This window comes from Pseudomonas sp. NPDC089530 (genome assembly GCF_050280705.1).
In the GTDB taxonomy this organism is placed as follows: domain Bacteria; phylum Pseudomonadota; class Gammaproteobacteria; order Pseudomonadales; family Pseudomonadaceae; genus Aquipseudomonas.
In genome coordinates, this window is record NZ_JBNNVU010000026.1 from 53,262 (window position 1) to 66,123 (window position 12,862).

Annotated in this window: 12 protein-coding genes; 5 read left to right on the forward strand and 7 right to left on the reverse strand. The window is 63.1% G+C overall.

Annotation, left to right across the window (positions count from 1 at the left end; translation table 11 throughout):
- Window positions 1-31 precede the first annotated feature (31 nt).
- On the reverse strand, window positions 32-325 hold the full coding sequence (locus ACQKQA_RS12880; RefSeq protein ID WP_427557628.1) for a putative quinol monooxygenase: 294 nt from the start codon (window positions 323-325) through the stop codon (window positions 32-34).
- Window positions 326-446: 121 nt separating this feature from the next.
- Between ACQKQA_RS12880 and ACQKQA_RS12885 the strand changes: the two genes are divergently transcribed.
- Both ACQKQA_RS12885 and ACQKQA_RS12890 read left to right on the forward strand, forming a co-directional pair.
- Window positions 447-1,376 carry a LysR substrate-binding domain-containing protein gene (locus ACQKQA_RS12885; protein WP_427557630.1) on the forward strand — a complete coding sequence of 310 codons (930 nt, stop codon included), beginning with the start codon at window positions 447-449 and terminating at the stop codon, window positions 1,374-1,376.
- Between the two features lie 110 nt (window positions 1,377-1,486).
- A complete protein-coding gene (locus ACQKQA_RS12890) occupies window positions 1,487-2,863 on the forward strand; it encodes an MFS transporter (protein ID WP_427557633.1) in 1,377 nt (458 codons plus the stop codon).
- A gap of 51 nt (window positions 2,864-2,914) precedes the next feature.
- On the opposite strand, the gene ACQKQA_RS12895 is transcribed toward ACQKQA_RS12890, so the two are convergent.
- The 6 genes from ACQKQA_RS12895 to ACQKQA_RS12920 all read right to left on the reverse strand — a co-directional run bounded on the left by ACQKQA_RS12895 (window position 2,915) and on the right by ACQKQA_RS12920 (window position 9,211).
- Window positions 2,915-3,868 (reverse strand): adenosine deaminase, encoded by a 954-nt coding sequence (locus ACQKQA_RS12895; RefSeq protein WP_427557635.1) that lies wholly within the window; start codon window positions 3,866-3,868, stop codon window positions 2,915-2,917.
- Between the two features lie 268 nt (window positions 3,869-4,136).
- Complete coding sequence (locus tag ACQKQA_RS12900) at window positions 4,137-5,495, reverse strand: 8-oxoguanine deaminase (RefSeq protein ID WP_427557638.1); 1,359 nt, start codon at window positions 5,493-5,495, stop codon at window positions 4,137-4,139.
- A gap of 200 nt (window positions 5,496-5,695) precedes the next feature.
- Complete coding sequence (locus tag ACQKQA_RS12905; protein WP_427557641.1) at window positions 5,696-6,379, reverse strand: SDR family oxidoreductase; 684 nt, start codon at window positions 6,377-6,379, stop codon at window positions 5,696-5,698.
- A gap of 553 nt (window positions 6,380-6,932) precedes the next feature.
- Window positions 6,933-7,514 (reverse strand): IMPACT family protein, encoded by a 582-nt coding sequence (locus tag ACQKQA_RS12910; RefSeq protein ID WP_427557644.1) that lies wholly within the window; start codon window positions 7,512-7,514, stop codon window positions 6,933-6,935.
- 12 nt (window positions 7,515-7,526) lie between these two features.
- Window positions 7,527-8,189, reverse strand: coding sequence for a TetR/AcrR family transcriptional regulator (locus ACQKQA_RS12915; RefSeq protein ID WP_427557647.1), 663 nt, complete (start codon window positions 8,187-8,189; stop codon window positions 7,527-7,529).
- 101 nt (window positions 8,190-8,290) lie between these two features.
- Entirely contained in the window at window positions 8,291-9,211 is a 921-nt protein-coding gene (locus tag ACQKQA_RS12920; RefSeq protein WP_427557650.1) for a LysR family transcriptional regulator, read from the reverse strand.
- Window positions 9,212-9,337: 126 nt separating this feature from the next.
- On the opposite strand from ACQKQA_RS12920, the gene ACQKQA_RS12925 reads away from it, so the two are divergent.
- The 3 genes from ACQKQA_RS12925 to ACQKQA_RS12935 all read left to right on the forward strand — a co-directional run bounded on the left by ACQKQA_RS12925 (window position 9,338) and on the right by ACQKQA_RS12935 (window position 12,593).
- Window positions 9,338-10,687, forward strand: coding sequence for an aspartate aminotransferase family protein (locus ACQKQA_RS12925; protein ID WP_427557653.1), 1,350 nt, complete (start codon window positions 9,338-9,340; stop codon window positions 10,685-10,687).
- A gap of 74 nt (window positions 10,688-10,761) precedes the next feature.
- On the forward strand, window positions 10,762-12,255 hold the full coding sequence (locus ACQKQA_RS12930) for a CoA-acylating methylmalonate-semialdehyde dehydrogenase (protein WP_427557655.1): 1,494 nt from the start codon (window positions 10,762-10,764) through the stop codon (window positions 12,253-12,255).
- A gap of 14 nt (window positions 12,256-12,269) precedes the next feature.
- Window positions 12,270-12,593, forward strand: a complete 324-nt coding sequence (locus ACQKQA_RS12935) for a hypothetical protein (RefSeq protein WP_427557657.1) — start codon at window positions 12,270-12,272, stop codon at window positions 12,591-12,593.
- Window positions 12,594-12,862 lie beyond the last annotated feature (269 nt).

Here is a 12,862-nt window from a genome sequence, read left to right on the forward strand (position 1 = left end):
TGGGTTCTCCTGAGGGGGTATGAAGATTGGATCAGAGGATCAACAGCAGGCGCTTGAGCTCGAAATGCTCGATGGCGTCGCGGGTCTGTTGGAGAAAATGCTGGAAGTGCGGCGTGTCGTTGTGAAACGCCAGGGCGGCTTCATCGTCCCAGCGCTCCAGTACATAAAAGGTGCCTGGGTCTGCGGCATCCTGGTGCAGGTTGTAGTACTGGCAACCGGGTTCTTCCCGGCTCGGTTGCACCAGGGCGGTGAGTTCGCGCTTGAGAACGGCTTGCTGGCCGCTCTTCGCGACCAGGGTGGCGATGGCGCTAAAGGCGTGGGACATGCAGGGCTCCTCCGAGGGGCGGCGTGACGTGGGGCCGATCATTAGTCATTTCCAGCGAAGATAAAACCGGCTAAAAGAGCAGTCTCTTTCAATATTTTTTTGATAATGCCCGGTGATCCAGATGCTGCGATTCGATGACCTGCAATTGTTCGTGCGTGCCGCCGACCTCGGCAGCCTGTCCGCCGCCGCGCGGGTCATGGACCTGTCGGCGGCGGTGGCGAGCGCCGCCCTCAAGCGCATCGAACAGCAGCTTGGCGCCCGGTTGCTGGCGCGTTCGACCCGCAGCCTGCGCCTGACCGCCGAGGGCGAGGGCTTTCTCGAGTACGCCCGCGCCGCCCTGGGCAACCTGGAGGAAGGACGGCGCCTGCTGGCCAGGGGGCAGGATCAGGTCAGCGGCACGCTGCAGCTGTCCGCGCCCTCGGACCTGGGGCGCAATCTGCTGCTGCCCTGGCTCGATGAGTTCCAGCAGGAACATCCGCGGCTCACGGTCCGCTTACTGCTGGGCGACCGCATCGCCGATCTGTTTCGCCAGCCGGTAGACATCGCCCTGCGTTACGGCGAACCGGAAGACTCCAGCCTGGTGGCCCTGCCGGTCGCGCCACAGAACCGCCGGGTGCTGGTGGCCGCACCCGACTACCTGGCCCGCCATGGCGAGCCGCGTCAGCTGGAGCAACTGGCGCAGCACAATTGCCTGCTCTACATGCTCGGCAGCCGGGTGCACGACCACTGGAGCTTTTACGACGGCAAGCGCGAGGTGGGGCTGACGGTCAGCGGCGATCGTTTCAGCGACGATGCCGATGTGGTGCGCCTGTGGGCCGTGGCGGGGCGGGGGATCGCCTACAAGTCCTGGCTCGATGTGGCGGCCGATGTGCTGGCCGGGCGGCTCAAGGTGCTGATGCCGGAACTGCTCTGCGAACGGGCGCCGTTGAACCTGTTGTGCGCGCATCGAGCGCAGTTGAGCAAACCGGTGAAGCTGCTGCGGGACATGCTGCAGGTCCGCTGCAGCGAAATCTTCGCCCATTACCCGGGAGGCACCGCGGCAGCTCCATGAGCCCGGGCCACCAGCGTCGTTGCGGGGTGCGGGCAGGTCGTATCCAGCACTGAGCGGCGGCGTCGATCTTGCACACTCGATTGCAGACCATTCAATCGGGGGAGCGGGGCATGGCGAGTCAGGGATACAGTGCGGCGGAGCGTCTGGAACGCTTGCCCATCAGCGGTTATCACCGGGTCATTTTCATCATCATCGCCTTGGCGTTTTTCTTCGACTCCATGGACCTGGCGATGATGACCTTCCTGCTTGGCTCGATCAAAACCGAGTTCGGCCTGAGCACGGCCCAGGCCGGGTTGCTGGCCAGTTCGAGCTTCTTCGGCATGGTGGTCGGCGCGTCCCTGTCGGGCATGCTCGCCGACCGCTTCGGGCGCAAGCCGGTGTTCCAGTGGAGCATCGTGCTCTGGGGCATCGCCAGTTACCTGTGCTCCACGGCGCAGACGGTGGACAGCCTGACCCTGTTCCGGGTGCTGCTGGGGATCGGCATGGGCATGGAGTTTCCCATCGCCCAGTCGATGCTGTCGGAGATGATCCCGGCCAGCCGGCGCGGGCGTTACATCGCCTTGATGGACGGTTTCTGGCCGTTGGGTTTCGTCGCCGCGGGCGTGCTCTCGTACTTCCTGCTGCCGCTGATTGGCTGGCGCGACATCTTCCTGGTCCTGGCGATCCCGGCGGTGTTCGTGCTGGCGATCCGCTTTTTCATTCCGGAGTCGCCGCGCTGGCTGGAGCAGGCCGGGCGGCATGCCGACGCCGACCAGGTGCTGCGGCGGATCGAAGACAAGGTCCGCGCCTCGCTGCAACGCGCGGAGCTGCCGGAGCCGGTGAGCCTGCCCCGGGTGGAGGGTACGCCGGGGCACTTCCTTTCGGCCTTGGGCGAGATCTGGTCGCCGCACTATCGCCAGCGCACGCTGATGATCTGGAGTGTCTGGTTCTTTGCCCTGCTGGGTTTCTATGGCCTGACCTCCTGGCTCAGCGCCTTGCTCCAGCAGTCGGGGTTCGCCGTGACCCAGTCGGTGTACTACACGGTGCTGATTTCCCTGGGCGGGATTCCCGGTTTCCTCATGGCCGCCTGGCTGGTGGAGCGCTGGGGGCGCAAGCCGGTGTGCGTGATCACCTTGTTGGGCGGTGGGGTCATGGCGTTTTTCTACGGGCAGAGCGCGGTGTTCGGCGGCAACGTCGCGCTGCTGATCGGCTCCGGCCTGCTGATGCAGTTCTTCCTGTTCGGCATGTGGGCGGTGCTCTACACCTACACCCCCGAGTTGTACCCCACTTCGGCGCGGGCCACCGGTTCCGGGTTCGCCTCGGCGGTGGGGCGCATCGGTTCGCTGCTCGGGCCTTGGGTGACCGGCGTGGTGTTCCCGATGACCGGGCAGGGCGGGGTGTTCGCCTTGGGCGCCTTGTGTTTCGCGGTCGCCGCGGCGGTGGTCTGGCTGTTCGGGATGGAGACCCGGGGCAAGACGCTGGAGGAGTTGAGCGAGGGAGGGGCTTGAATACTGGACCTGTAGCCGCAGCCTTCGGCAGCGGCTACAGGTGTATTGCGGTTACGGCTTGACCAAGCGTGCATCCAGGCTGTTCTGTGCCAGGCGTTTGGCCTGGTCCTGGGTCATGCCCAGGTGGGTGTACAGGGCGTGGAAGTTCTCGGTGACGTAGCCGCCGAAGTAGGCCGGGTCGTCGGAGTTCACCGTGACCTTCACCCCGCGCTCGAGCATTTCCAGGATGTTGTGCTGGGACATGTGATCGAACACGCAGAGCTTGGTGTTCGACAGCGGGCAGACGGTCAGCGGGATCTGCTCGTCGATGATGCGCTGCATCAGTCGCTCGTCCTCGAAGGCCCGCACGCCATGGTCGATGCGCTGGATCTTCAGCAGGTCCAGGGCTTCCCAGATGTACTCGGGCGGGCCTTCTTCACCGGCGTGGGCCACAGTGAGGAAACCTTCGCTGCGAGCCCGATCGAACACCCGCTGGAACTTGCTCGGTGGGTGCCCCATCTCCGAACTGTCCAGGCCGACCGCGACAAAGGCTTCGCGGAACGGCAGCGCCTGGTCGAGGGTTTTCTGCGCTTCGTCTTCGCTGAGGTGCCGCAGGAAGCTGAGGATCAGGCCGCTGGTGATGCCCAGTTGCTGTTCACCGTCCTTGAGCGCGCTGGCGATGCCGTTGAGCACCACTTCGAAGGGGATGCCGCGGTCGGTGTGGGTCTGCGGATCGAAGAAGGGTTCGGTGTGGATCACGTTCTGCTCTTTGCAGCGCAGCAGGTAGGCCCAGGTCAGGTCGTAGAAATCCTGGGAGGTGCGCAGCACGTCCGCGCCCTGGTAGTACAGGTCGAGGAATTCTTGCAGGTTGTTGAAGGCATAAGCCTTGCGCAGGGTGTCCACATCGCTCCAGGGCAGGGCGATCTTGTTGCGTTCGGCAAGGGCGAACAGCAGCTCGGGCTCCAGGGAACCTTCGAGGTGCAGGTGCAGTTCGGCCTTGGGCAAGGCGTTCAGCCAGTCGTACATGGGTGTGATCTCATCAGGTGCCGCGTGAACATATCGAGCTCCATCATCCTGCGGCGAAAAGTTCGCCGCAAGGCTCGATGACGGGCCGGGCCCCGGTATCCCGAGGGCTGCGTGGGCGTGTCAGGTTTTTATCACGCCCGTAAAGGCAGGCATTCTACAGCCACGGTCGAGCTGTCGGGCGACCGCATTGCGGTCTGTCGCAGGCAAGCCTCGCACCTACAGTCACCATCCTCCTGTAGGTGCGAGGCTTGCCCGCGATGACGGCGGATCAGACGCCGCCAATCAACTCCCGCGCCGCCTGCCGGTGATCGGCGATCAGGCCGCGCACATCCAGCCCCTCGACCTGCCCGTCGATCACCCGCCACCGGCCGCCGACCATCACCCGGTCCGCCCGGTCCGCGCCGCACAGCAGCAAGGCCGACAGCGGATCGTGGCTGCCGGAGAAGCGCAGCTCATCGAGTTTGAACAGCGCCAGGTCAGCTTGCTTGCCCACCGCCAGTTCGCCGATATCGCTGCGTCCCAGCAATTGCGCCGAACCTCGGGTGGCCCAGCCCAGCACCCGTTCCGGGGTGATCTTCTCGGCGCCGTAGCGCAGGCGTTGCAGGTACAGGGCCTGACGGGTTTCGAGGATCATGTTGGACGCGTCGTTGGAGGCCGAGCCGTCCACGCCCAGGCCCAGCGGCGCGCCGGCGTCGGTCAGTTCCAGGGTCGGGCAGATGCCCGAGGCCAGGCGCATGTTGGAGCTCGGGCAATGGCAGATGCCGGTGCCGGCCGCGCCGAGACGGGCGACTTCATCCGGGTTGAAATGGATGCCGTGGGCCAGCCAGGTCCGCGGGCCGAGCCAGCCGACGCTGTCCAGATAATCCACGGTGCGCAGGCCGAAGCGTTGCAGGCAGAAGTCTTCCTCGTCGAGGGTTTCCGCCAGGTGGGTGTGCAGGCGCACATCGAGTTGCTCTGCCAGTTCGGCACTGGCCGCCATGATCTCTGGGGTAACCGAGAACGGCGAGCAGGGCGCCAGGGCGATCTGGATCTGCGCGCCGGCGCCGCGCTCGTGGTACTCGGCGATCAGCCGCTGGCTGTCGGCCAGGATCACCTCGCCCTGTTGCACGGTCTGCTGCGGCGGCAGGCCGCCATCCGCTTCGCCCAGGCTCATGGAGCCGCGGGTGAGCATGGCGCGCATGCCCAGTTCGCGCACGCTGGCCACTTGCACGTCGATGGCGTTTTCCAGGCCTTCGGGGAACAGGTAGTGATGGTCGGCGGCGGTGGTGCAGCCGGACAGCAGCAACTCGGCCAAGGCCACCTTGCTGGCCAGGGCAAGTTTTTCCGGCGTCAGCCGGGCCCAGACCGGGTACAGGGTTTTCAGCCAGGGAAACAGCGGCTGGTTGACCACCGGCGCCCAGGCGCGGGTCAGGGTCTGATAGAAGTGGTGATGGGTGTTGATCAGCCCCGGCAACAGCACGTGCTCGCGGGCATCGAAGACTTGTCCACAGGGCTGGGCGGGTGGCTGGCCGGCGCCAAGCACTTCGACGATCAGGCCGTCTTGCAGCACCAGGCCGCCGCGGGCGTCGAGGGCATTGCCGGTGAAAATGGCGAGGGGGTTCTTTAACCAGGTACGGGTCGCAGGCATGGTGGCCGGCTCCTCTGAAAGTGGGTTCAGGTTAGCCAGCTCAGTGTTGCCCTGTCTGCTGATCCAGGGTCGCCACGGGGGCGAGGTGCGCAGTTTACGGGGAGACCGCTGTGCGGTCTATCGCGGGCAAGCCTCGCTCCTACAAGAGGGGAGACTGTAGAAGCGAGGCTTGCCCGCGATGACCTCAGGTCAGGTATCGCTTACCAGGGAATGGTCTCGCCCTTGTAATTCACGAAGTGATGCCCGCCCTTGCCGACATAGGCATTCACCTGGGCGACCAGGCCGCGGGTGCTGGTCTCGACGTCGATGTCCGCGCCTTCGCCGCCCATGTCGGTCTTTACCCAGCCCGGGTGCAGCGACAGTACGGTCAACGGTTGTTCGAGTTGGGTCACGAAGCTGTTGGTCATGGAATTCAGGGCCGCCTTGCTGGCCTTGTACAGCGCCAGCTCCGGCGCATCGGGCATGGTCACGCTGCCCAGCACCGAACTCATGAACGCCAGCACGCCGCTGCCCGGGCGGATCTGGTCGACGAAACGCTGGGCCAGGTTGATCGGCGCCACGGCGTTGGTGAAGAACAACTGGCCGACTTCTGCCTGGCTCGCCTTGCCAGGCGTCTGGTCGTCCGGCCCCTTGACCCCGGCATTGACGAACAGCAGGTCGAACACCTGGCTTTTGAGGGTCTGGCTCAGGGCGATCACCGCCTGCTGATCGTCCATGTCCAACTGTTCGATCCGGACCGGACCCAGGGCTTTCAGCGCCTCGGCCTTTTGCGGGTTGCGCACGGTGGCGGTGACCTGCCAGCCATCCTCCAGCAGGCGTTGCACCAGGCCCAGGCCCAGGCCTCGGGAGGCGCCGATGATCAGTGCGGTTTTTGGCGTAGACATGCGGGGGATTCCTTGGTGAGTGAAGATCACGGGTTTAATGGGTAGCGCTGGCCGATGCGCTTGCTGGACTCTCGGAGGGGCTTGGTCCTGGAGCATACTCCAGGCTTTAGCCTGTGCGCTCCTCGAATATCCGGAGCGATTTAGGGCAGGGACTGAAAAAGCAGCGGTTGGCTCGCGCAAGGCTGGTCGAAAAGTGATCAGGCGCCTGCAAGCCTTGCGGCATCGGCGGCTGGTGCAGCCTTGCACGGGTTATCCACAGCTTGCTCCACAGTATTTGTGTGCAAGCCCAGGGGCCGGGCATAAGCACCCTGGGGCTTTCTTCCAATCGCGATAAACCGCTCTAACTCGCTGTTTTATATTAAAAAATAATTTTTGCTCAGGGGCTTGGACGAAAAATGAGCAACCGCCGCAAAGCCACGTTGCAGAAGGGCTACAGACGAGTGTGCTCAGGTTATCCACAGTCGGGTGCACAGCGGGTGTGGGCAAGTCCGTTGTCCACGGGCCCGTTGTACACAGGCTGATCTGAAGGCAAGGGGGCGATGTTGGTGCAGAGTCAGCGCTGCAAGAGGATGCGTCCGCGACTCAGGTCCGCCAGCTGGCTTTGCAAGGTGGCGATCTGGGGTTCGGCGAGGGCCAGTTGCAGTTCCACGCCATTGGCCGTGAACTGTTCCTCCACCAGTAGCCCGCCGAGTTCGGCGACCCGCAGCTTGACCAGCGCCAGTTCGCTGAAGCTGCAGGCACAGCGCAGCACAACCCGACTGACCAGCTCGATCCGCGCGGCGCCTTGCAGGCACTTGTTGGCGCTGCCGCCATAGGCGCGGGCCAGGCCGCCGGTGCCCAGTTGGATGCCGCCATACCAGCGGATCACCAGCACCGCGACCTGGTCGCAATCCTGGGCTTCGATGGCCGCCAGGATCGGCCGGCCGGCAGTGCCGCCTGGTTCGCCGTCGTCGCTGCTGCGGTATTGGTCGGCGAGTTTCCAGGCCCAGCAGTTGTGGGAGGCGGCGAGATCGCTGTGCTGTTCGATAAAGGCCTGAGCCTCGGCTGCGCTGGTGATCGGCGCGGCGAGGGCGATGAAGCGGCTTTTGCGAATCTCTTCGCGGTACTCGCAAAGGCCGGCGAGGGTAAAGGGCATGCGTGGCGTTCTTTATAAGGCTGGCTTGAGGCCGCAACCCTTGAGGATGATGCGGATCAGGTTGTTGCCGGCGTCTTCCATGTCCTGCTTGGTCAGCTTGCTGCGTCCGGTGACGCGGCAGATCTGGCTGGCGAAGTCGGCGTAATGCTGGGTGCTGCCCCACAACAGGAAGATCAGGTGCACCGGGTCCACCGGGTCCATCTTGCCGGCGTCGACCCAGGCCTGGAACACCGCGGCACGTCCCTGGAACCAGGCGCGGTAGTCCTGGCTGAAGTACTCGCTCAGGCATTCGCCGCCGCTGATGATTTCCATGGCGAAGATCCGCGAAGCCTGCGGCTGGCGCCGGGAGAACTCCATCTTGGCGCGGATGTAGCGGGTCAGCGCTTCGGCCGGGTCGTCGTCGGCGGTCAGGGTGTTGAAGGTGCTGTCCCACTGCTCGAGGATGTTGCTCAACACCGCGACATACAGCCCAAGCTTGTTGGTGAAGTAGTAATGCAGGTTGGCCTTGGGCAGGCCGGCATTCTGCGCGATGGTGTTCATGCTGGTGCCTTTGAACCCATGGCGGGCGAACTCGTCTTCGGCGGCCCTGATGATCGCTTCTTCGTTCTTCTGACGGATACGACTGGCGGGCTTGGCGGCATGAGGGCTGGCGTGGGCTGGAACTTCAAGGGTCATAGGCGTTTCCGAGCTGTTCTGTGGGTGCAACCTGTGCGTTGATAGCGCACCCACAGGCGACAGACAAGTCTTATGGGCAGAAAACCCCGAAGCCCCTTCAGTCAACGGGTGGCCGCCAGGCTTTCCAGGAAGCTTTCCAGCACCAGATGGGGGCGACGGCCTTTGCGTGTGACCGAGGCCAGGCTCAGGTCATAGAAGCGCGAGTCGGGTTTGAGTGCCCGCAGCCGCCCCTGCTGGACCCAGAGGCTGGCGTAGTGGTCCGGCAGGTAGCCGATGTAGCGTCCGGTCAGGATCAGGAACGCCATGCCTTCGCGGTCCGAAGCGCTGGCGGTGCAATTGAGCGCCTGGTAATGGGCCTGGATCTCGGCGGGCAGGCGAAAGGTCGGGGCGATGGCGTCCTGTTCGTTGAGGCGCTGGTCGTCCAGTTGCTGGTCATCCACATAAAACAGTGGGTGACCCACCGCGCAGTACAGCAGCGAGCGTTCGTCGTACAACGGCTGGTATTCCAGGCCGGACAAGGCGCTGGCCTGGGGCACCACGCCGACATGCAGGCGCCCGTCGAGCACCCCTTGTTCGACTTCATTGGGGGCGATCATGCGGATCTGGATCTGCACGTCCGGCCCGCGTTCCTTGAGTTGGGCCAGGGCGTGGGTGATGCGCATGTGGGGCAGGGTGACCAGGTTGTCGGTCAGGCCGATGATCAGCTCGCCACGCAGGTGCCGGTGCAGGCCGTTGACCTCGGTGCGAAAGCTTTCCAGGGCGCTCAGCAGTTGCAGGGCCGATTGATACACCTCGCGACCTTCTTCGGTCAGGGAGAAACCGGCGCGTCCGCGTTGGCACAGGCGCAAACCGAGACGTTGTTCCAGGTCGCTCATCTGCTGGCTGATGGCCGAGCGGCCGATGCCGAGCACGGTTTCCGCGGCGGAGAAACCACCGCACTCGACCACGCTGCGAAAGATCCGCAGCAGGCGGATATCAAAGTCGCTGACTTGCGCCAGCGGGTCGGCTCGACGGCTGCTCATAGTTTAGTGAACTACTGACTGAAGGTTATAAAAGTTGGATTTCACCGACTTTATAGCCGTGGCAACTTAGCTGCAACCACGCTTTTCCGATCCCTGCGCCGCTTATTGCCTTGCGAGGTTTTGCCCATGAACATGCCTGAAAACGCTCCCGATTCCCTGGCCAGCCAGCTCAAGCTCGACGCTCACTGGATGCCTTATACCGCCAACCGCAACTTCCAGCGCGATCCGCGCCTGATCGTTGCCGCCGAAGGCAGCTGGCTGGTCGACGACAAGGGGCGCAAGGTCTATGACTCGCTGTCCGGCCTCTGGACCTGTGGCGCCGGCCACACCCGCAAGGAAATCCAGGAAGCGGTGGCCAAGCAACTGAGCACCCTCGACTACTCGCCGGGCTTCCAGTACGGCCATCCGCTGTCGTTCCAGCTGGCCGAGAAAATCACCGCGCTGACTCCGGGCAATCTGAACCATGTGTTCTTCACCGACTCCGGTTCCGAGTGCGCCGATACCGCGGTGAAAATGGTGCGCGCCTACTGGCGTCTGAAAGGTCAGCCGACCAAGACCAAGATGATCGGCCGCGCCCGGGGTTACCACGGGGTGAACATCGCCGGCACCAGCCTCGGTGGGGTCAACGGCAACCGCAAGCTGTTCGGCCAGGCGATGTCGGATGTCGATCACCTGCCGCACACCCTGCTGGCCAGCAACGCCTTTTCCCGGGGGATCCCGGAGCAGGGCGGTATCGCGCTGGCCGACGAACTGCTCAAACTGATCGAGCTGCATGACGCCTCCAACATCGCCGCCGTGTTCGTCGAGCCCCTGGCCGGCTCCGCTGGCGTGCTGGTGCCGCCGCAGGGTTACCTCAACCGTCTGCGGGAAATCTGCGACCAGCACAACATCCTGCTGGTGTTCGACGAAGTGATCACCGGTTTCGGCCGTACTGGCAAGATGTTCGGCGCCGACAGCTTCGGCGTGACCCCGGACCTGATGTGCATCGCCAAGCAAGTCACCAACGGCGCGATTCCGATGGGCGCGGTGATTGCCAGCTCCGAGATCTACCAGACCTTCATGAACCAGCCGACGCCCGAGTATGCGGTGGAGTTCCCCCACGGCTACACCTACTCGGCGCACCCGGTGGCCTGTGCGGCCGGCCTGGCGGCACTGGACCTGTTGCAGAAGGAAAACTTGGTGCAGAGCGTCGCCGACGTGGCGCCGCATTTCGAGAAGGCCCTGCACGGCATCAAGGGTACGAAGAATGTCATCGACATCCGTAACTACGGTCTGGCCGGTGCCATCCAGATTGCCGCGCGGGACGGCGACGCCATCGTGCGTCCGTTCGAAGCGGGCATGGCCCTGTGGAAAGCCGGTTTCTACGTGCGCTTCGGCGGCGACACCCTGCAGTTCGGCCCAACCTTCAACAGCAAGCCGCAGGACCTGGATCGCCTGTTCGATGCCGTTGGTGAAGTGCTGAACAAGCTCGACTGATTTCTCCCTCTATATAAGTACAAACAGCAGGCGCTCCTTGGCGAGCGCCTGTGGACCACCTCAGGAGTCCCCCGATGAGCGTTATCCCGCATTTGATCAATGGCGAACTGGTGACCGAGAACGGTCGCGCGGTCGATGTGTTCAACCCGTCCACCGGCCAGGCGATCCATAAGCTGCCGCTGGCCAGCCGTGAAACCATCCAGAGTGCCATCGATGTCGCCAAGGCGGCCTTCCCGGCCTGGCGCAACACGCCAGCAGCCAAGCGTGCCCAGGTGATGTTCCGCTTCAAGCAACTGCTGGAGCAGAACGAATCGCGCATCGCCCAGTTGATCAGCGAAGAACACGGCAAGACCCTGGAGGACGCCGCCGGCGAGCTCAAGCGTGGTATCGAGAACGTCGAGTTCGCCTGTGCCGCTCCGGAAATCCTCAAGGGCGAATACAGCCGCAACGTGGGGCCGAACATCGACGCCTGGTCCGACTTCCAGCCGCTGGGCGTAGTCGCTGGGATCACCCCGTTCAACTTCCCGGCGATGGTGCCGCTGTGGATGTACCCGCTGGCCATCGTCTGCGGCAACTGCTTCATCCTCAAGCCGTCCGAGCGTGACCCGAGTTCGACCCTGCTGATCGCCCAGTTGTTGCTGGAAGCCGGCCTGCCGAAAGGCGTGCTGAGTGTGGTGCATGGCGACAAGACGGCAGTGGATGCGCTGATCGAAGCGCCGGAAGTCAAAGCGCTGAGCTTCGTCGGTTCGACCCCGATCGCCGAGTACATCTATGCCGAAGGCACCAAGCGCGGCAAGCGCGTGCAGGCGCTGGGCGGGGCGAAGAACCATGCGGTGCTGATGCCGGATGCGGACCTGGACAATGCGGTCAGTGCACTGATGGGCGCGGCCTATGGTTCCTGCGGCGAGCGTTGCATGGCGATCTCGGTCGCGGTGTGCGTCGGCGATCAAGTGGCGGATGCCTTGGTGGCCAAGCTGGTGCCGCAAATCAAGGCGCTGAAAATCGGCGCGGGCACTTCCTGTGGCCTGGACATGGGGCCGCTGGTCACCGGTCAGGCGCGGGACAAGGTCAGCGGTTATGTCGAAGACGGCGTGGCGGCGGGTGCGACACTGGTGGTCGACGGTCGTGGCCTGAGCGTGCCGGGTCATGAAGATGGTTTCTTCCTTGGTGGTTGTCTGTTCGACAACGTCACCCCGCAAATGCGCATCTATAAAGAAGAGATCTTCGGGCCGGTGTTGTGCGTCGTGCGGGTGAACAGCCTGGAAGAAGCCATGCAACTGATCAACGATCACGAGTACGGCAACGGTACCTGCATCTTTACCCGTGATGGTGAAGCGGCGCGTCTGTTCTGTGACGAGATCGAAGTCGGGATGGTGGGCGTCAACGTACCGCTGCCGGTACCCGTGGCTTACCACAGCTTCGGCGGCTGGAAGCGTTCGCTGTTTGGCGATCTGCATGCCTACGGTCCGGACGGTGTGCGCTTCTATACCCGTCGCAAGGCGATCACTCAGCGTTGGCCGCAGCGCGCCAGCCATGAAGCATCGCAATTCGCCTTCCCTAGCTTGTAATAAGTAGAAGGCAATTGAAGGCCGTCCCCTCGGGGACGGCCTTTGCTTTTAAGGGTGGTTTTGATCGATATGACAGTTTTTTGAAAATAGGCGTTGACGGCGAATTATATCTCTCTATAATTCGCCCCACTTCCGGCGCAGTCGAAACGGAAAACTCCTTGATATTCAATGAGTTATACGATTTTCGACAGCGGTTGCGCTTCAGTTCAGCGAAGCCCGAAGGAGTCGATAAGGCAGTGTGGTTTCGCCTGATTGACGATTCGATCGTCTCGGTCGAAAGCGGAGCAAAAGAGGTGTTGACAGCAGCGTGTAACGCTGTAGAATTCGCCTCCCGCTGACGAGAGATCGGAAGCGCAAGTGGTTGAAGTTGCAAAGGAAACTTTGAAATCTTCTGAAAATAATCACTTGACAGCAAATGAGGCTGCTGTAGAATGCGCGCCTCGGTTGAGACGAAAGACTTAACCAACCGCTCTTTAACAACTGAATCAAGCAATTCGTGTGGGTGCTTGTGGAATCAGACTGATAGTCACCAGATTATCAGCATCACAAGTTACTCCGCGAGAAATCAAAGATGTAACCAACGATTGCTGAGCCAAGTTTAGGGTTT